The 19,844-nt window shown below is 59.6% G+C and carries 17 protein-coding genes and 1 pseudogene; 1 reads left to right on the top strand and 17 read right to left on the bottom strand.

The annotated features are described in order from the left end of the window. Nucleotides 1–91: 91 nt before the first annotated feature. The 17 genes and pseudogenes from FFS09_RS28670 to FFS09_RS30795 form a co-directional block, all read right to left on the bottom strand. Nucleotides 92–409 (bottom strand): annotated as a pseudogene (locus FFS09_RS28670) (Y-family DNA polymerase); the annotation flags it as partial. Nucleotides 410–515: 106 nt separating this feature from the next. After that, entirely contained in the window at nt 516–953 is a 438-nt protein-coding gene (locus tag FFS09_RS28665; protein WP_354595908.1) for a LexA family protein, read from the bottom strand. A gap of 82 nt (nt 954–1,035) precedes the next feature. Then, on the bottom strand, nt 1,036–1,404 hold the full coding sequence (locus tag FFS09_RS28660) for a hypothetical protein (protein ID WP_137922310.1): 369 nt from the start codon (nt 1,402–1,404) through the stop codon (nt 1,036–1,038). 3,602 nt (nt 1,405–5,006) lie between these two features. Next, the gene (locus tag FFS09_RS28655; protein ID WP_137922309.1) at nt 5,007–5,594 is read right to left on the bottom strand and encodes a hypothetical protein; all 588 of its coding nucleotides are present in this window, start codon (nt 5,592–5,594) and stop codon (nt 5,007–5,009) included. Then, nucleotides 5,581–6,132 carry a hypothetical protein gene (locus tag FFS09_RS28650; protein WP_137922308.1) on the bottom strand — a complete coding sequence of 184 codons (552 nt, stop codon included), beginning with the start codon at nt 6,130–6,132 and terminating at the stop codon, nt 5,581–5,583. The genes FFS09_RS28655 and FFS09_RS28650 overlap by 14 nt, the downstream gene beginning before the upstream one ends. Nucleotides 6,133–6,136: 4 nt before the next feature. Continuing rightward, on the bottom strand, nt 6,137–6,679 hold the full coding sequence (locus tag FFS09_RS28645) for a hypothetical protein (protein ID WP_137922307.1): 543 nt from the start codon (nt 6,677–6,679) through the stop codon (nt 6,137–6,139). After that, entirely contained in the window at nt 6,672–7,853 is a 1,182-nt protein-coding gene (locus FFS09_RS28640) for a hypothetical protein (RefSeq protein ID WP_137922306.1), read from the bottom strand. Before FFS09_RS28640 ends, FFS09_RS28645 begins: the two co-directional genes overlap by 8 nt. Then, a complete protein-coding gene (locus FFS09_RS28635; RefSeq protein WP_137922305.1) occupies nt 7,850–8,890 on the bottom strand; it encodes a type II secretion system F family protein in 1,041 nt (346 codons plus the stop codon). Before FFS09_RS28635 ends, FFS09_RS28640 begins: the two co-directional genes overlap by 4 nt. A 12-nt stretch (nt 8,891–8,902) precedes the next feature. Further along, entirely contained in the window at nt 8,903–10,795 is a 1,893-nt protein-coding gene (locus FFS09_RS28630; RefSeq protein WP_137922304.1) for a GspE/PulE family protein, read from the bottom strand. 138 nt (nt 10,796–10,933) lie between these two features. Then, nucleotides 10,934–11,746: a hypothetical protein gene (locus FFS09_RS28625; protein WP_137922303.1), complete on the bottom strand. Its 813-nt coding sequence runs from the start codon at nt 11,744–11,746 to the stop codon at nt 10,934–10,936. 13 nt (nt 11,747–11,759) lie between these two features. Next, nucleotides 11,760–12,347 (bottom strand): prepilin-type N-terminal cleavage/methylation domain-containing protein, encoded by a 588-nt coding sequence (locus FFS09_RS28620; protein ID WP_171020253.1) that lies wholly within the window; start codon nt 12,345–12,347, stop codon nt 11,760–11,762. Between the two features lie 77 nt (nt 12,348–12,424). Further along, complete coding sequence (locus FFS09_RS31320) at nt 12,425–13,483, bottom strand: type II secretion system protein (protein WP_171020252.1); 1,059 nt, start codon at nt 13,481–13,483, stop codon at nt 12,425–12,427. Nucleotides 13,484–13,524: 41 nt separating this feature from the next. Further along, nucleotides 13,525–15,402, bottom strand: coding sequence for a secretin GspD/PilQ domain-containing protein (locus tag FFS09_RS28610; RefSeq protein WP_137922301.1), 1,878 nt, complete (start codon nt 15,400–15,402; stop codon nt 13,525–13,527). Then, complete coding sequence (locus FFS09_RS28605; protein ID WP_137922300.1) at nt 15,402–16,100, bottom strand: TcpQ domain-containing protein; 699 nt, start codon at nt 16,098–16,100, stop codon at nt 15,402–15,404. The genes FFS09_RS28610 and FFS09_RS28605 overlap by 1 nt, the downstream gene beginning before the upstream one ends. After that, nucleotides 16,097–17,296 carry a hypothetical protein gene (locus FFS09_RS28600; RefSeq protein WP_137922299.1) on the bottom strand — a complete coding sequence of 400 codons (1,200 nt, stop codon included), beginning with the start codon at nt 17,294–17,296 and terminating at the stop codon, nt 16,097–16,099. Before FFS09_RS28600 ends, FFS09_RS28605 begins: the two co-directional genes overlap by 4 nt. A gap of 85 nt (nt 17,297–17,381) precedes the next feature. Beyond that, a complete protein-coding gene (locus FFS09_RS28595) occupies nt 17,382–18,896 on the bottom strand; it encodes a response regulator (protein WP_171020251.1) in 1,515 nt (504 codons plus the stop codon). Between the two features lie 87 nt (nt 18,897–18,983). Continuing rightward, a complete protein-coding gene (locus tag FFS09_RS30795; RefSeq protein WP_171020250.1) occupies nt 18,984–19,142 on the bottom strand; it encodes a hypothetical protein in 159 nt (52 codons plus the stop codon). A gap of 207 nt (nt 19,143–19,349) precedes the next feature. On the opposite strand from FFS09_RS30795, the gene FFS09_RS28590 reads away from it, so the two are divergent. Beyond that, a partial coding sequence (locus FFS09_RS28590) for a single-stranded DNA-binding protein (protein WP_137922297.1) occupies nt 19,350–19,844 on the top strand: 495 nt, incomplete at its 3' end.

The following is a 19,844-nucleotide window of genomic DNA, read 5'->3' as shown; positions in this document are numbered from 1 at the left end:
ATGGTCGCCACTGCCAATGAAACGCAACAGCCCTACTCTGTTAATCGCAACACCAGTCAACGACTTCCTTCTCAAAGGAAACGCAACAGTAGCCTGGTGCACTTAAGTCGATGCTGTAGATCTCCTGCCTATGGCCCAAGCCGGCCGCCAAACTCATCACGCGCTGGGACAGGTCGCCGTAGAGCTCGAAATTTGCGCTCAGCGCAATCAGGCCGGCCTTCTCCTCAAGGTGCCGCACCTCGAAGTACGGCTGAGCCATCTTGATGCCCAGGGCCCGAGCCTCGTTCGATCGTGCGATGACTGCACCGTCGTTGTTTGACAGAACGACAAGCGGCTTTCCCCCGAGCGAAGGCCTCAGACTTTGCTCTGCAGAACAGTAGAAATTATTCGCGTCAATCAGCCCAAAAATGGGCGCCGCTTTCGTCTGGCCAGGCGGCACCACCCCCTGCCGTTGCGTCGACGTTTCAGCTGGGTCCATCGAAGGCCTGCACCTGTGGCTCGACTGCTCGGCGCAGTCAGACCGGAAACACCTTGATCGACGCGATCACGACACCCCAAATCTCGATGACCTGACCCTCTTTGGGCTTGATGTCAGGGAAAGTCGGGTTCGCAGCCTTGAGCCACATCCTGCCGTTGCGCAGGTGCAGCTGCTTGCACGTGAACTCGCCGTCGACCACCGCGATGACCACCATCCCATGGCGCGGCCTCACGGCCTTGTCGACCAGGATCACGTCTCCATTGAAAATCCCAAGCTCGCGCATGGACTCGCCGCTCACGCGCATGGTGTACGTCGCCTGGGGGTGAACCACCAGGTGCTCCATCACGTCGATGCGCTTGGCGCAGAAGTCCGCCGCGGGCGACGGAAACCCCGCGGGAACGCTTGTCGACAGGCTAGTGGCCTCGAGCTTTGGATTGGCGACCAGCTCAGGTTCGCCAAGATCAGATGAAAACACCGCAGGATGCCCTGAAAACAATAGGGCAGCCAATGATAACTGTACAAACATACAGTTAAACTCTCAGGCGACGCGCGGCCACCTATTCTGCTTTTTCGCCGGTTCGCGCCTTCAAGGGAACCGAGACCGGGCCGGCGGCCAGCAGTTTTCTGACCTCCGCCGATGCCTGCAGCCAGTCAGGCGTGCGCAGATCCTGCGGGTATTGGATCCTGGCCACCTCATCAACGACGGCCACCTCGAGAAGAGGAAGGCCCGCCGCAGAAAAAATGCCTCCATGGAGCTCTGGGCGACGCCTGGCCACCAGCATCTGCGATGGCTCATCCAAATGGGCCTGCAGGCGTGCGCTCAAATCTCTGGTTGCCGGAACGTGCGGCAGACGATTGAGGTAGTCCACCGCCTCGGCGAGGAGCTCCAACGTTTTTTGATGCTTGTCGTCGTCTAAGAAAGGCATCACGAATCCTACGTCATCGTGCGGGGGCCGACAGCGTGACTCTTTCGGAAGCCCTGAGTGCAGATCACTGACTCATGTGGACATCAAAGTGGCGAGTAGAAGGCGCGCGGAGCGTAGAGGTAGATCACACGATTCGAGTGCAAAGCACCCCGCGTCGAAGGGTTGTCGGTGTAGACCGTTCCGTTTGGCGGTGACTCAGTACCGGTGTACGTCCAGGCGCCAAATGTCCCGTACCAAGATCCAGCAGTCTTTGTAAGTGTCCCGTTGCTACAGGTGTATTGCACTCCGATGCCGACCCCATTGACGCTTCGCACAAAGAAGTAGCCCGCTCCGCCATGAGGCACCGAGCTGATTTGCGAAGACAACGTCATGCTCGATGAAAAGTACACTCCATTGGGCCCGGAATAATGATCTCGGGCGGCTGTGTGGGGCGCCAGAGCAGTAACGGCGCCGACAGCGGTGTAGCACCCTCGAGATGGCGCTGTACATCCGCCATTTCCCGTAAGCTGCCAGGACCCCGTATTGCAGGTGAACTGCGCAGAACCCGTGTTTCCGTTGGTGCTGGCGAGCGTCGCGCTTTGGCCCGATAAAAGCGCTGGGAACGATGCCGCACATGTCGCAGATCCCACCCAGCTTTGCACGCTCGCTGCGCAACTGGTCTGGCAGCTTGGCGTACCGGTTACCGCCCAGGTGCCGGCGTTGCAAGCCAGCACAGCAGATCCCGTGGCAGGAGCCAGGCTGTCGATCACAGACGCCGAGCCACCGTTGGGGGTCTGAGGCGGGGTTCCATTGCACACGGAAACGCCATCAGCGCCAGTCCAGGACCGCGCAACGGAGGGGCATGGGACGTTGCCCTGCACAACGATGGACGACGGCTGAGTGACCGCGCTGGCTCCGAGCTGAAGATTTCCACCAGTGGAGTTCACGGCCGCAGGGGCTGCAGACCCCGACGTGACAGGCTGCAATGAGACGGAACCATTGGTCGCCGGCGCTCCGGCCCTGTCCCGAGCCCAGATCGTCCCCATGTTCGCATCAGAACTGATCACGATTGGTGGCGCAGTGTGCGACTGCCCATACGCACCCGGGATCCAGAACAGCGCAATAGCGCACAAGCTAAATAGCTCTGTTTTCACTTTTCTTCCTCCAGTGATTGGTTATGGCCCCGTCTCTTTAGACGCACAGGGCGGCTGAATCATTGAGAATCGTGTCCGCCTACTGCGGGGAATAAATCTTGGGGAGAGCACTTCGGCTCGAGATCGACGCTCTAGTAGGGAGAGTAAAAGGCCCGGGGACCGTGCACGAACAAGATCTTCTGCCCGGCCAGGTTGGCCGACGTGACGAAATCTTCCGTGTAGCTACCCTGCGCTACGGACTCCGCTCCAACATACGACCAATTCGACGGGCCGGCGGAGACGTACATTCCGCCCGCTTTGGACATCGTCCCATTGTTGCAAACGTACTGCACGCCGACCCCGTGTCCGCGATGGGCGCTATACGTGAACACAAAACCGGATCCACCGTGCCCAATGACCGAAACAGTGGAGCCACCATACATGGCGCTCACCATGTACGCGGTGCCTGTCGAGAACGTGTCATTTGCGCCTGTGCGTCCTACGCGGAAGGCGGCGACTGAAGAATTCCAATAGCAGGCACGGGAAGGCGCAGTACAGCCCCCGTTGCCTGTGAGTTGCCAGGCGCCTGCATTGCATGTGAACTGCGCGGAACCTGTGTTTCCGTTCGTGCTGGCTAGAGTCGCGCTTTGACCTGCGAACAAAGCGGGGAATGAAGCCGCACACGTGGCAGAACCCACCCAGCTTTGCACGCTGGCCGCACAGCTTGTCTGGCAACTTGGCGTGCCTGTCACCTGCCAGGTCCCAGCATTGCACGCCAACGTTGCAGATCCGGTTGTAGGCGCCAAGGTGTCAATCACCGACGCCGAGCCACCGTTGGGGGTCTGAGGCGGCGTTCCATTGCACACGGAAACGCCATCAGTGCCTGTCCAGGACTGCGCAACGGAGGGGCATGGGACATTTCCCTGCACCACGATGGACGACGGCTGAGCGACAGCGCTGGCGCCGAGGTGAAGATTCCCTCCCGTCGCGTTCACGGCTGCAGTAGCAGCAGAGCCTGAGGTGACGGGTCGCAATGAGACTGAGCTGTTGGTAGCCGGCGCTCCCGCCCTGTCCTGTGCCCAGATCGTCCCCATGTTCGCATCAGAACTGATGACGATAGGTGGTGCGATGTGCGACTGCGCATTCGCACCCTGTATCAAGCACAGTGCCACAGCGCAGATGCCAAGCAGTTTCATTCCCACTTGTCCACCTCGAGTGATTGGTTTTGGCCCCGCCTCATGGTCATGCAGGGACAGAGGGTCGTTATGAATCGAGTCCATCTACTGGGGGGAATAGAACGAACGCGGCGCACAAAGAAAAGGGCCTACCGCGGGGGAAGTGGAAGCGCAATTGGTGCTGTTCGCGTCGTAGTAAATCTTCGAGTACCCCGATTCGGCGGGGGTGTGGTGCCATGGGGCGCCCAGGGATTCCCCGTTCGTGTAGTAGAGGCCGGCAGACTTTGTGATCGTGCCGTCGTTGCACGTAAAGTAAGCCCCCAAGGTGTATGAGACCTGTTCAGACTTTCCCGAAAGGTAAAAGCCACCACCATGGGCTATGACAGAAAACGTCTGATTTTGGAATTGAAGATTCGGCGAAGTCTTAGGCACCGGGATAACGGCCACACCTCCGTTCTTGGATTGCGAATAGACCCTGACATACCTGTTTCTCCAGGCGGCATCAGCAGGCCAAACGCAGTTTCGCGGAGCCGGCGCGGCGCAACCGTAGTTCGCAGCAAGTTGCCACGCCCCTGCGTTGCACGTGAAGCTTGCGCTGCCGGTATTTCCATTGACCGAAGCAAGCACGCTGCTCTGGCCATGACCGAGAGTCGGGAATGTGGCAGAGCAGACGGCCGAGCCGGCCCAGCTCAACGTAGCTGCACTACAGTTCGTGGCAACACAAGTCGCCCCAGCTGCGGGAGACCCTGACCAAGTTCCCATGCTGCATGTGAATGTTGCGCTCCCCACCATGGGTTGATCTGAATCCGTGGTGCCTGCACTTGAACCTGACATGGTTCGAGGAAGCAGCGCAGCAGCGGAAGAGGTACAGGTGAGCCCCCCAACCGTCCAGGATGCGGACTGGCTCTCGCAGAATGGGTCTCCGGCGGCAAGAATTGCCGAAGGCTGAGCAATCGTTGAACGCCCGGCGCCCAGATTCGCACCGGTCGCATTCACTGTGGCCGCAGTTGGGCCAGCACCCGTCACCGATTGAAGCTGGATCTCTGCGTTGTTGCTGGGTGCACCTGCGCGCTCCTGCGCCCACTGCACCGTCTCCACTACATTCGACCGCACAACAATTGGCGGAGACGCGATGGTTTGCGCCTGCAAAGAGCTGAATGCAAAACTGGCCGCGAGGGCGGCCAATACAGGTGCGAGAGACTTCATCAGCAGATTCCTTGAGCGTCACATATCTGTCACAAGTATACGTCTAAACGATATCGTCTACACCTACTTTTCCAATTCCGACATTTGTGCCCCAAGGCCTAAGCGTCCATCAGCGACGCCGGTCACCGTTCAATACGAGCTTCCAGTAGTACGAGGCGAAAGCCTTGTCCACGATGTTGGTCACGGGATTGGTCTCCGGCATAGCCGCACCCGCCTCGATCACTCGCAAATTCAGCGGCAGGCCTCGAATCCAGATCACAGAGCGGCCGTCCGGGTACACGTCGACACGGGCATTCTGATTCTTGACTTCTTCAACCACCTTCCACATGGCGCCTGGATGAATGGTTTCACGATCAAGGTTGGCCAGCATGACCTCCACCACCTGGAAGCTCGAGCCCACAGGAATTGACATGAGGACCTTGCCGGTGTTCGATGCCCCCGTCACAGTGCCATAGAGTGTCTTGGGCTTCTCAACCGCATTGCGACCCACTGCTACCCTGTAGCTCCAGTAGGCGGCCTGGCCCACGGCTCGAATCTTGTTCTGAAGGTCGGTGGCGCCGATCGCATTCATCACAGGTGACGCCGGCATTGCCATGATGAGCGCCAGGAGCACGGCTACGCCGCTTGTTACCACCGCACTCCAGGCAAGAGCAGGTCGCGCCTCTCGCAGATCTTCAAACCAATCAAGTAGTACCACGCGGAGCTCCAATCCGGTCCTTGATCAGGAGCTTTTGCCCGGCCAAATCGATGGTCACCTGACCGTTCTTCACCGCGGTCAAAACTGGTGTCACGCTTGTGCCGTCGGCGTCCGTGAAGGTCAAGGGACGCATGGGCTCGCCTTCTCGATAGAAGTCCTGGCCAACGAAGACACCTTTGAAGCCGTAGCCGGTGATTGCAAACGTCTGCTGAAAGAGTTCAGCGCGTGACAGCTTGGTGGCCACTCGCTGCATTTCAAGCTCGACAAGCGGATCGACAACTACCTCTTTGCCGAAGATGTTCTCCACGGAGCCCTCCTCCACTGCGGCCTGGCGTGCAGTGGCTTGAACGACCCACACGGGATAGATTTCTCGCTTCGACTCCGCCACAACGACCGATTCTGCTTTCGTCACAGTCTTGATGGGAGTCGCGCGAAGGCGAGTGTTGACACTCTCTCCAAGCTTGAAGAGGCCCACCAGACCGACCAGGATGGCCAGCGTGATGTAGAGAACCGCGTTTGCGCCCTTGATCTTGCTCATTGAATCAGCTCCGGGAAAGAAGAACGCAGAAATCACCCAGCGTGGCCGTAGGCAGTTTCTTGTCGCCTCGGATCACGATGTTCTTGATGGAGATGTCCGCGCGGTCTGTGAGGTGTTTCACACCCGCAAAGAGCGTGCGGTAGTCGGCCGCGCTGACCTCCAGCGACTTGCCGTCGGCAACTCCTTGACTGGAGAGGCACATGCGCGTGAGACCGATATTCAGGTTGTTGTGACGCACCGGCTCCACAGCACTGACCCCGATGTCGTCGGCCTGGATGGACAGCCCCGACTTTTCGAGGTTGGCCAGCTCCAGGAGGCCGCGAAGGTCCTGTAGCGATGTTTCCTTGGTAAACGTCTTGTTCCATTGCTCGATGCTGCTGTTCAGGGCGGCAAAACTCACCGTCCAACGATCGACGCTTTCCGTGACGTTGTTCTGAGCCCGAACCTTCTCCTGCATCACGTTCCAGGCGCCATGGGCAGAAAAAGCGAGGACCACGAATACCCCGATACATGCAGCCTTGACTCGTTGGCCGATCACGTTACTCATGGATGAATCCTTCCACGTTGAAAACTCGTTTTCCGTCCGCTTCGCGGGTTCCGCCCATGGCCAGTCGCAAGGAAAGTCCAGTGGCCTCAGCAACACCGGCCATCATTGACTCCGCCTGGTCGAGACCCGTGGCCGACGTCTTGGGAGCCGAGAGCACCAGCAGAACATCGGGCTCTCGGCCCGAAACTGCAAGCTGATTCCCCTCGCTTCCGGGCATGGTCTGCGCGGCCGCGGTGTGTGCATTCAGCCCAATCTGGGCGCCCGTGTTGGCAGTCGGGGCTGGCAAATGCATTTCCATGATCCGAAGGCCCGTGATCTTGGCAACGCCGGCGGCGATCTCAGCGGCCTTCTTCGCCAGAACTTCCTGCTTGCGGGGCTCTTCGAGATAGAGGCGACGCGTGTTCATGAGATCGAGGTATTCCGTGTTGATACCGCCCTGCTTGCGGATCTCCGGGTTGTCGATGGCAATCTCATAGTCCGCGCCAGCAGCCTGAAGGCGTTGCCAGCCCACCGTGATGACGCCAATATAGATGGCGACACCAGCCAGGGCGACACCGGCAGGTAGCGCATAGCTCACGCTGTTGGTGGCCTGTGGGATGACACGCTTGTAACGCAGGCCCTTCAGAGCTTCGCGACCGACCCAGTTGACCTCGGGAATCTTCCATTCGGCCAAGGGCTCGGCCTGGTAGAAGGCTGCGTCGCGGTATTCGTCCTTGAGCCCCTCAATGAGAGACGTCAGGGAGTTGCGGAAGGTGAAGGCCTCCAGATGGGGGAGCACGCGCTCGCTGTAGGCAACGAGGCGACCGTCGATGAACACCATCACATCCACGTTGACGCCGTTGGCGGTGTGGGCACCACCAAAGAGGACCACAGGATCCTTGCTCTTCTGTCGGCGACCCCAGGCCAGATAGGCGTCAATCGCAAAGGCAAAGCGTCGACCCTTGACTCCGATGAGGGCGGGGTCAACGGAGACGCGCAGCTTTTTGGCGTTGCGCTTGTACTGATCGAGCAGGTTGGAAGACGTGGCACGGTCATCCTGGCGGATGAATTTGTCGTGACCAGCAGACTCGTCGGCCATGGTGGCGAAGACCACGTCGCCGGCGATAAGCGCCTTGCTGTCCTCAATGGTGTCGAGGTCCGCCACTTGGGCGATGACCGAAAACTCTTTTTTCATCCTGCGGTCCTGATTGCGGAGAAGATCTCCAGGTAGTAGGCGGCCAACGGGCTCGTGATCAAGAATGCGGAAACCGCCAACGCGACAACGTTCAGGATGCCAATGAATCGCTCCAGGCTTCGAATCCCATCCTTGATCATTGCGGGCGCCACGCGGTTGAGCTCCTTGTCGATCACACCCGTCTGCTCGCTCACAATGAAAGCGCTCGAGATGAAGAATGGCCACCAGATTGCCCGGGGGTCTTCAGGCGGAAGCTTGTCGACATCAGCGGCCTCGGCCAAGCCTTTGTTGTTCACGCCAACGTCTTTGGCGAAGGCATTGACGCTCTCCGCAAGGGCGCCAGGAAGAACCGGTGCGGTGAACTTCAGGGCGTTCACGGTGGGAATGCCGGCCGCCACCATCATGCTCATGTAGCGCGCCCACAGCCCGAAGTACATGTTTCGCAACGCCTCCTTGATGATGGGAATGCCCAGCAATGTGCTCAAGATGGCTTCATGAGCAGCTTCAGTTCGAAGCCAGTTCACGAGCACAAAAATCCCCACGGCGGCACCGATTCCAATGAAGAGCCAGTTGGCATGCACAAAGGCCGACAGCCATTCAGAGAACTGGAACACAAAGCTGGTGCTCTTCTTGCCTCCCATCGACTTGGCCAGCATGGGCAGCACGAACACCATGAAGCCGAGAAAAACGCCCAGGCCGGCGAGGCCCATGCCGATGGGGTACATCAAGCCCATCATTTTTCCGCGGAGCTGGAGCTGCAGTTCAACGGTTTCTTCGATGCGCTCGAAGACCTCGCCGATCTTGCCGGATTCCTCACCCGAACGGATCACGGCGATCATGGTCTTGGGCCAGACCTCGCCAATCACATCGGAGAGCTTGCCGCCTCCCGCCAAAGTCGTTGCAGCACGCATCCAGAACTCGGCATAGGAAGGCTGCAGACGCGCCATACGCTCAACCACCTGGGTGATGGGGATTCCTGCGTTGACCTGGTTGCCAATGGCGGCGGCAGCAGCCGACACCTGATGAAGTGACATCATGTGATTTCGGCCTCAGATCAGCACGTCAGCGAGGTCGATTCGCTTGTCGTTGAGAAGCTTCATGCTGGCCCCAAGCAAGGTCACCGTTCGGGCGGAGGCCATGACGTCACGCTTGTTGTTGCCGCTGAGCATCTCGATGGCCGCGTCCTTCACCATGCGGGTGAAGGGGAGCACCTCGTTGATGGGCACCATCCCGCGGTAGCCCTGGAAGTTGCACGATTTGCAGCCTACGGGGTTGTAGCGCGCGACTTCATTGGGGAGGTCAACGTCTTCACCCACAGTCTCAAGGTACTTCCGGAAGATCTTTCGGTCGTTCTCGTTGACCGGCTCAACCGTGCTGCACTGATCGCACACCAGCTTGATCAGACGCTGAGAAATGATCATCGAGATCGACTCGATCAGCTGGAAGCGCTTGTCGTCGGGAACTGACTTTGCCAGCACGTCATAGCCCATGAGCGTGTGGTTCGCGTGCAAAGTCGACAAAACAAGGTGGCCCGTCGTGGCCGAAGCAACGCAAAGCTCAGCGGTCACAGTGTCACGCACTTCACCTACCCAGATCATGTCCGGATCGTGTCGCTTGATCGCCTTGAGGATGATGTTGAAACGCTCTCCCTCGTCCTTGATCAGGTTGATCGGTGGCGCGTTGATTTGGGTCACACCGGGCACAAGTCGCTCGATGGGGTCTTCAACGGAAAGGCGCTTCTGGGTGTCGCCGAAGAGTTTGACGTGCTCACCAATCGCGCCAGCAATCGTGGTCGATTTACCGGAGTTGGTTGGCCCAACAACCATCACCAGACCCTGCGACATCTTCATGGCGAAGCTGATCTGCTCGACCACCTCCGCATCAAGATGGAGGTTTTCCAGGTTGACCGAGATCTCCGTTTTTGGAAGGAGACGGATCGACACCGAGGTGAGGTTCTTGATCGACCCAAGGTGATTCAGGGGAATGAACGAAAGGCGAAGGAACGCTTCGCCGACTTGTGACCGATAGGTGATCTGGCCGTCAGTGGGTACGCGCTGGTTCGTGTTGGTGGGGTTGGCACCCGAACGCGACATGAGCAGGTTGACCACCTGTGAAGCCAATTCCGACTGCAGCAAGTCGGCGACGGCCGTAGGCTTCATCATCTGGCCAAGTCGGCGCATCTGGATCACCATGTCGCCGTTGGCATTTGGCAAAAGGGCAATGTCGTTCGCACCCTCTGCAAGCGCATGATCCAGCATGCGGCTGACCAAGCGCGCCTCTTCCTTGCGGTTCTCGCTCGTCTCCGCGTTCCAGACGTTGGCAGCCTCGTTGCCCGAACCGCCGAGGTCTCGGCTGCGCACTTCCTTGAGAACGGATGAGATTTCATCGCGCGGACCAATGGCAAGGCTCGGCTCGACGCCCTCGAGAGCCTGCATGATGGGGTCGTTGGCGCGGTCTTCGCGCCCCATGGACTTGAACTTCAGGAGGCTGGTGACTGACGAAAACACCACGACAGGCGCCGTGTCCTCGATCAACATGATCGCGGCATCAGATTCGTCAGCACGCTTGAGAGCGCCCGGCTCGCTCATGGCGTGGTGGACCGACAGCAGGTCAAGATCCTCATAGTGAGGAATCCCGCTGATCAACGCCATGATCTTCTCGACCGGGATATTCGCACCCGGCTCTTGCTGAGCAATCCACTGAATCTGTGGCGAGTTGTCCGGCCGGCGCATCAGCGCTCGATCCAGCTGCTCCCTGGAGATGTATCCCAGGCTTACCAGCAATTCACCCGGATACCCGGATGGGATGCCTCGAGCCAGTTGGAGGCCTTTGCACATGTCGATGACGGCCTTCGGCGGCAACGACCAACCAAGCTCCTTCGCCAGAGCCATGGCTTCGTGGTTGATGGCGTCTTCGACTACGGCTTCATCAAAGTCACTCATGGGAAATCTTTCAGGGTTGGAAGCGCCGACCTAAAGAGCGGCGTAATGTGGAAAGTATATCGTCTACACCGCCATGTGACAACAAAATGTGGCGCTGTTTCGCATCCGAGGGTGCAAGTTTTTGAGCCTCGGACCTGTTTATAGGCCGGTAAGGTCAAGTTCAGCTGCAATGCGCACGCTGGTGCCGGCGGCATTGGTCAGCGGGGACTCGGACACCAAAATGACCCGCTTGTTCGTCACGAACTGGTAGCCAATTGGTCCGCCCCAGATGTCGAACATGTCTTCGCAGGCGATGGGCACCGAACTCATGTAGACAAAGGTGCCCGTGCAGTTGTTTGCCAGCCCCGTGTAGTTCACCAAGTCGGACATCCGGGTGATGCTGTTGTTGGCGAGGGTTGCACCTGCGAAATTTCGGTTCGGCAGGATCTGGGCCGCATTGAAGTGGGATGCCAGCTTCTGCAGCAGCATGTTCATTCGCGCGCGCTGCTGTGAGATCTGGTTGTTGATCTCGAGGCGGGACTCTTCCCGGTACCAGGTGCTCGATTGCTGGCCACACCAACTTGAAGCGGTCATGGCATTGCCGGTCCCGCAACTGTTGATGTCGAGGAAGGCGGAAGTTGAAAGCCCGTCAGTGGGCTTGCGCATATAGAGCGCAGCTCGGGTAAATTGCCACACGCCATCATTGAGCGTGGCTGAACGTGAATATCCTTGCCAGGTATCGACAGAAGAGCGCAGATGCTCCTTGCCGGGTGTCGCTGCCAGCGAAGCAAGGTCGGGGGGATAGGCGCCGGTTTCGCGAAAATGCTCCGCTACCGCCGACGCCATCTCCTGGACTTGATTTTCCTTGACCATGTTCCTGTATGCCTCGCCAACAGTGCGGTACGTGAGCGCTGATCCATCAAGGATGTTCATCACCCAGAACCCCAATGCGGCGACAAGCAATGGAAACATGGCCTACCCCTGCTTAGATGCGCTTGATGATGGTGATCGTGCGAGCGCCGCCCGACGGTGCACCAAGGGTGTAAGCGCTGGAGGTGCTCGCGCCAGCAGGCAGGGCGGCGACGTTGCTGTCATAGCGCTGCACAATTCCCAGTACGAGGGTGTCCGGCACGTTGTTGTAGGTGACTTGCAATGGCACGGTTCCGCCACCGGTGATGGTCACAGGGTAATTGGCAATCGAGTAGTTGCCACCACCTTCAGACAGCGAGATTTCGGTCAGCGGAAGCACGCGCGACTGCGTGTAGCAGGCCTGGTATGCAGCGTTGATCCCGGTGCCCGCGAAAACCACTTCGGTCATCGTGCCGATCGGCGAGGACGCCACGGCGGAGTTGGTGCCGCACTGCTGGTTGATCATCTGCCAGTTCTGCGCGATCGAGTTTGCCGATCGCACCAAGAGCTGAGCATTGGCGCCGTCACGTGAGCCGGTGATGCTGGGCGCCACGATGGCGATCAGCACGCCGATCACGGCGACCACGACCACAAGTTCGATCAGGGTGAAGCCCTTTTGGGCCGCCTTGCCGATGCGGGAAAATTGTTTGCGAACCGATTTCATTGGTTTTCTCTCCAGGTTGGAAGGGTGGTTTCAAGTCACGGGAACTGCAGATATCTCTGCCACAACGCCTGCCGTCCTTAGAACGTCAGAACGATGTTGTCTGCCGGCACGGCAGAGGGCGCGGCCCCCGTCGTGACGGACTTGTTGATGCGCAATGCACCGTAATGCGGAGGGGCGTTTGCTGAGCCCGAAGCTGATGGGTCGTAGTCGCGGCAATACTGGATCGGACCACCCCAGGCCGTTTGCCCGAACTCTTCGGGCGAGAGGCCCACTGCGAGGAGGATCTGGGTGTTGGTGCCGAGCGTGTACCACCCATCGCGGCACCCCTGGTTCGATCCAGGCGCGGCACCGCCCAAGGAACCCGCTGCGGAGTTGCCGAGCTGGTTCGGGAACCAGTTGGTCTGGTCGCCCGCGGCCGCCGAGATCTGGCGAGATCGCAGGTAACCAAGGAGAACGTTCCGTACTTTCTCCAGCCTGTCCGTTGTTCGAGCAAGCATTTCCTTTTGCACCGGCAAGGAAGAAACGAATTGAGCCCTGCCGTCCGTTCCAACGGTCTCATAGGTTGCAAGGTTCGCAGCGGTCAACGTGGGGCTGGAGCCGGGAACGCCGGTCGCGCCGTTGGGGTTGCAGGAAGATCCCGTTCGAGCGCACTGACTGAGGTACAGCACACCAAAGTCATAGTTCAGCGTCACCAGCGGCCCGCTTTGGAAGTACAGCGGAATGTCAATCGTGGGCGTGGTCAGGACCTGGTAGGCCCGCACCATTCGCGCCGTAGTGCCATCGTCGTTGATCTCGTTGACCTGGACGCCTGTCTGCGTGAGCGCTTGTGTCAGGGCCACGCCGGCAGTGGACGCATCAGCCGGGTTGTAGATCGTGTTGTCGTAACCCCCACCGGTGTAGGGAGCGGGAAGACGCCCGGTCGGCGATGAGTTGCGAGCGAAGTCGGTCAACCCCTTGGCAATCAGCTGGTTGTTGAGGTTGTGCTTTTCGTTGTAAGCCTGACGCTGAGACGAGATCAACTCCCCCAGAACTGGAGCCATGATGGCCGAGACGATGCCAATGATCACCACCGTGATCAGCAGTTCGATCAGCGTGAAGCCACGCTGCCGACGGTTCGAAGTGGCAATTGAGTGCATGTCTGGATCCGTGCTCATGTTCTGGCGGTTTGCTCAGGCGATTACTTGCGCTTGTTGACGGATACGCGCAGCGCGAAGTAGTACGTCTGCTTCGTTTGAGCGGACTGCTTGACCCCGAAAATGCCGGCGCCAATCGGGCCGTTCTGGCCAGGCAGACCATTCACATTGGTGTTGCCCGAGTCCTCGCTTTGGCCGCCAACAACGACCAGGTCGCCGTCGCGCAACAGGATCTCGCCCGACAGGTTCTGGCGCGTCACGATCGGGATGACCGTCGGCACGTTCACAGAACTGGTGCCCGCAGTGATCGTTTGCTGGATGGTCTTGGAGCCCGACTGCAGAGCCTGGTTGAGCGTCAGCTGAGCTCGAATCAGGCCGGTGCTCACGTCGATTCGCGGGTTGATGCGCAACTCGGTGCCGAAGTCCACCGGGATAAGGTTGTTGCGGGTGGCGGTCACCGGCGCGCCCGTGCTGCCAGCCACGGCTTCCTGGCTGATCGTGTTGTAGTAGTCGGTGAACTTCTTGGAGAACACGCCTGGGACGCCGGACGTGGTGGTGATCAGCGGCCGCTGAACAACGCTCACATTGCCTTGCTCGGAAAGAAAGGCGTTGAAGATCTGCAGGGCGTTCTTGCCGTTGTTGTATTGCATGCCCACCAGTGCGCCACCAACAGGCTGGTTCGGCGCCGTCAAGGCTGCAAGCGCCCCTGCAGCGGTCGACAGCGTCAGGCCTCCCAGCGCATTGTTCTGCACGACGAAGCCAAACTTTCCGCTGGCGAACTGCGCGAAGGCGTTCAGGTCGACACCTTCGGAGTCCTCACGGTTGGTGGTCACCAGGATCACTTCGCCGGAGAACGTGATGTCGGTGTTGTACATCTCCTGCACGCGCTTGATGTACACGTCGAGGTCGTTCAGGATCCAGGTCGGGGCCTGAACCGTCACAGAGCCTGTTTCCGGGTTGACCGAGAACGAGCCGACCTGGCGCTTGACGAAGCCGTTTTCATCCTCGGGCGCATTCACGCCCGGTGAACCACCGGAGACGGAGGGGGCAGCCATGTTCGACGCCTGCGGAGGAACCATGGGTGCAACCTGAGGAATGCCCATGGCGCCAGGCAGGGGTGGCACCGTCATATTGGCCGCACCGCTTGGCGCAGTGGCTGCGACCATTTCACGCGGCACCAACACCGAGAGACGGCTCTCAAACTCCTTGGACAGGCTCGACCAGAAGTCGTCCTGGGTGCTTACACCTGCACCGGCGCCGGCCACCTTCGTGTCGGACTGGTTGCCCTGCATGCCGTTGTACGAATTGCCGCCGCCACTGCCGTTGGAATTTTGGTTGCCCAAGGGGTCGGTGTTGTTGTTCTGCGAGAGCACCGATCCCTTTTCGGCCTCGGACGTGAAATTGGACTTGCGGTTGCCAATGTTCAGGTACCAGGTGCGCGAGGACATGGGGCGAACCACAACCACCTTGCGCACGTCATCAACAACGAAGTCCAGCCCCGTCGAGCCCAGGATGATCTTGAGCGCCGTCTCGGCGTCGGTCTCATTGATACGGCCCACGAAGCTGTATGCGTTCAGCTTGAGCTCCGAGGACACATTCACGCCTTGAGCAGCAAGGCTTTCCACCACGGCCGCCAAGGTGATCGGCGAGCGGACGTTGATCGCGACGCGCTGTCGCTTGAGCCACTCGCTCCCCTTGGCATTGGACAGGTGCATGACGGGGGTGCGCGCACCACGAATCTCGACCACGCGGGAATTGGCAACCAGTTGACGGGGCTCTTGCATTGCCGTCGCGGCACGTTCGCGGCTATCGATCTCCTTCTTCACGAGCGCGTGATTCGAGGAGCAGCCCGCGGCAAGCATCACCGCAGCCAAAGCAGAGAACTTGAGGGCGCGGGTTTTGTGTTGGTTGGCGTAAGACATCAGCGAATTCCTTCGTCACGGGTGATCAGAACCATTGGGGGGGTGTTGTCGGGACGCAGTTCTGCGCGCACCTTCACATCCAGCGGCAGCGAATTGAAAAGGCCGTAGACGGCTGCTCGGAAGTCACCGGTGAATCGGTTGCCGGCCAGGAACTGGAAATCCTCACGGTCATCGAGATCCCAGACAAACTGCCAGCCGGCTCGCTGCGACCAATCCGTGATCGCGGCGCGGATGGAGCTGCCCGACTGGATTTGCCAGACCACATCGGCAGATTCGGGGATGAAGGCTTCGGCCGCGAGGACCTCTGCGCCCTGCTCACCCAAGCGGGAAACGCTCACAGGCGTGCTCGAATGCGGAGTGAAGAATTCGACACTGGAGCCGAGCACAGTCGGCACCACCGGTACACCAAGGATGGCGAACGTACGGCCAGATTTCACCGTCAGATCCCGGGGAAGGCCGGAAATCTGGCGCTCGGTTTTCATGATGGCGCTCTCGCCCACGATGGCCACGACAGTCAAAGCGCTCAGCGCCTCCTTGAGCCGCGAGAGCTCCACCGCGGGCGACGATGGAATCTTCGACGTGGCCAGACGCATGTCCACGGTGGCAGCAGGATCAACGGCCGCCACGTTCTGCGCCATGGCGGTGGACGCGATCAGCGCAATCGAAGCCGCCATGAGGGTGTGTGTACGAGTTTTCATTTGGAAGCTCCGGGGGAGACACGCAGCGTGGTGCCGATGGAATCGAGGTCCATGTCGTAGCCAGCCTCGACGAGTTGTTTTTGAATCTGCTTTGCGGCGCCAATGAAGTCGGAGGCGATCACAGATGCAGGACGGAGGACGGGAATTCGTTCGAACTCGTAACGCAGGGACCAGCCGTTTTCACGCGCCCAGCGGCGCATGACACCTTCAACGGTCCTGTCATCGGTGCCAATGCTCCAGAAGCGAGGCTCAACCCCTTGGGACGACGCCTGTGCCGGTGCTGCAACCAGGGGCGCGCGCACCGCCCTGATGGCAGGCTGAATGCGCACTGGACTCTTTTCAACGTACACGGGCTTCTCTGCCACGGCCACATTGGTTTCGACTGGATAGGAAACAGCTGCAGGCGCAGCAGGATCAGACTGAGCGGCGGGAGGGGCCTGCACTGTGGGAGCGGCCACGATCGAGACGGGCGGGATAGGGGTTGCCCGTGCCAAAGCGACTGGCTCCGGAGTACGCGCTTCAACGATCGCAGGCTTTGCAACCGGCTCCATGGGGCCAAACTTCACGGCCATGGGGTTCAAGCCCCGGCGCCGCGATGAAGCCTCGAGAACCTGACGCACAGATTCGAGGCTGCTCGGGGACGCTCGGAAAAGAATGATGTTGTCCAGAGGCAACGGGCGCACATCGGTAGCGCCGGCCGTGATGAGCGATCCCTCGATGTTCTTTCTGTCATCCTGTGCGACCTTGGGAAGCATCAGAGAGAAGGTGCGGGAGCCATCGATGGTGATCACCCCATCTTTGGCGACCCAGAAGAAATCCAGGCTCGAAGCGAGTTGGTCGAGAACCTTCTCCAGATTTCCTGCGCTGCCCTTGATGAGGACGTCGTCCTTTTTCTGCGACAGCGGGGCTCGAATGACGACGCTCATGCCCTTGTCGGACAGCGCCAGATCAAGGGCTGCAGTGAGGGAGCGAGGCGTCATCGACATGGCCGGAACCTCGATGGTTGAGACCGGGCCTCCCGTTTCTTCCGAGTTGTGTACAAGGAATATCTCATTCACATAGTACCCAGCCGAGGAAGATGCCAGTTGCTGTGCTGTCGAGAACGCTGCCGGCATACACAAAGCCACTGCAATGGCTGCGGCGCGCAGCTTGTGGCGACCGAGGTCACCGGGGTTGAATACACGTTGCACTGGCATACCAGGAGCACTCCAATTTAATGAATCTGTGAATAGTATATCGGTTACACAAGGAACTGCCAACCAAAAATTGTCGACATCGCCTCTACGTCGCATTGGCGACGGTTTCCTCCTGCTGTGACGGCGCCGAGAACTTCGCGGATGCTTCCCCCTTGAGTCGCAGCAGGGCAGCACCGGATCCGCCTTGCACTGATGGGCCCGGCTTCGAGCCGCGCAATGCTGCGGAAGCACGCACCTCGGAAATCCGTTGTGAAAGGACTTCGGCATTCACGATCCGATCACGGTGGCGCTCCATCATGAGGTGGGCGCTCTCGATGAGCTTGAAGTTCTTCAGCCTCTCTCCGTCGTCAAGCATCGCCGTGACGGCCCCGGTGGGATTGCCCGCGATGCTGAGTTTCATCGCCTCCTGAGCCAGCTTGAGTACGCGAGAGTGCGCGTCCTTCAGCATGTGCCCGTATGGCTCATGCACAGCCGTTGCGCGAGTGAGCATCTCGGTGGCGCCATTGGTGCCGCAAAACCGCATTCCCAGGCCCACAATCAGATCTTCTGCCTCAGGGTGGCTGAACTTGAGCTCATGCAGGGTCGCCAAGATCGTCAGTAGATTGCATGCCGCCTCAAAATCGAAGTCCGGCTGAGTGCACTGAGCCATGATCGAGCGCAGCAGCTTCCAGCCCTCGGCTTCCCGTCGCTCGGTAAACGAGACGAGCGCCAGAACCATCTTCTGAATGCGCTCAAACCTTGGCGACAGTCCTTGAGCGCCTTCCATGTTGTCCACAAGCTTCAGGCACCACTGGAGATCGCCGAACTTCTTGGCGCGCAGGCTGGTGATGGCCAGCACCATGATTGATTGGAGATCAAATAGCCTGGATTTTCCGGCGCGATGAGCCGCTTTGAGCAGGTCTTCCCTCGCCTCATCCTCCCGCCCAAGGTAGAACTGAAGCATTGCCTTCTTCTGAGCGCGGACCACCGATCCCGGGGTTGAGCGCAGGGCCATCTCATACGACTCCAGGGCCTGCTCCATGCGCCCGACATCGATCAGCGCATGGGCCATGACGTCAAAGGCGTCGGCATAACTGGAGTTCCCCTGCACGAGGTCTTCCAGCGTAGTGATGGCTGCACTCGAATGACCCATTTCGAGCTGGGAGCGAGCGATGCCGAGCTTGGCCCAAGGCGTGGTTTTGGCCTCAAGGATCGCGCCGTACAGGGAGAAAGCCTCGTCGACTCGCTTCAGGCGCAGCATCAGCTCCGCGGCGATCCGCGCAGAGTAGAGCCAGTAGGACTGACGTGACTCATACCTGGCCACACACATCTCGCTGGCGCGAAGAAAGTCACCAGCCTCGATGGCCTGGAAGATGGGCTGCATGACGAGTTTGCGCATCCGGGCAGACAGCAGCCGGTCCAGCAGCGAGGACGCCTTGTGCGGCTTGATCAGAAACCCGTCGAGCGCTGACTCCGCGGCTTCTGTCACCTCACCTAGTGTCGCTGAGCCCGTGAGCATGATGAAGACGGTCGAAAACGGGATGACGCTTTCCCGGCGCAGATCGTCCAGGAGCGCCTGGCCAGACAACTTTTCAAGATCGAAGTGCTGCTCGCAGATCACGAAGTCGAATTCGCGGTGCTCGAGGTGTGCTCGGGCCTCGTTGAGCTTGGCGCACTGGATGACGCGGCCGACCCCAAACTCCCGCAGTTACGTGGTCAGGATGCCCCGGGACATCTGCATGGGGTCGATGACAAGAGCGGTGCAGCCGCTGAAGTCACGTACCTTCAGATCGGTCGCAGCACGGTCCAAACTGGATTTGGCACCGCCCACCTCTGCGTGCACCTCTTCAGCGTTGATTTGGCTCATGGGATGACTGCTTGGCCTTTTGGCATGAGTTCATTGGCTACCGACATGAACTCAGTCGAAGCCCAAGTTGCGCGGCCCTGTTGAATGCGTAATGTATATCGGATAAACTAAATTATAGCTGACCAACAATCCCTCAAAACCGCATGGACTGCGGGGCATCAGCTGCACGACCAACCGGGTGTTTCCCCGTAATTCAAGGAGTTTCCAGTGCTGCATCTCAACCGCGTTCAGTTCTTCGGTCGCATGGGCACCGAGCCGGTCCTCACCGTCATTCCCGGCACCGAGGCAAAAGTCGTTGCCATGGATGTGGCGCTGACGACTGTCTGGCGGGAAGGCGGCGAGCGTCGCGAGCGTGTGGATTTCCATTTTGTGGAGTTCCCGGATCGTCTGGCTGATATTGCGATGCGCGGCGGCTACCGTGGCGCCCCGATCCTGGTCGAGGGTGAGCTGGTGAACGATTTCATCACCGATTCCACGGGCGCCGAGCACCGCACGAGCATCATCGTCGCCAAGCAGCTGCAGTTCCTTGAGGCACGCCGCCCGGCGCCAGCCAAGGCGCAGGCCAGCACGTCAGAAACCGCATCCGAGGCTCCTTCTGCGGCACCGGCCGCACCTGTGGCGAGCCCTGCAGCAGAAACCCCGCCCGCACCGGCCCCTGCTCCCTCTCCCGTGTCGGCTCCTGTGCCGGCTGCTGCTGAGACG

It is taken from the genome of Hydrogenophaga sp. 2FB, assembly GCF_005503365.1.
Classification (GTDB): Bacteria; Pseudomonadota; Gammaproteobacteria; order Burkholderiales; family Burkholderiaceae_C; genus Hydrogenophaga.
Note: the sequence above shows the minus strand (reverse complement) of the source record. Positions and strands in the feature narration are given on the sequence as shown.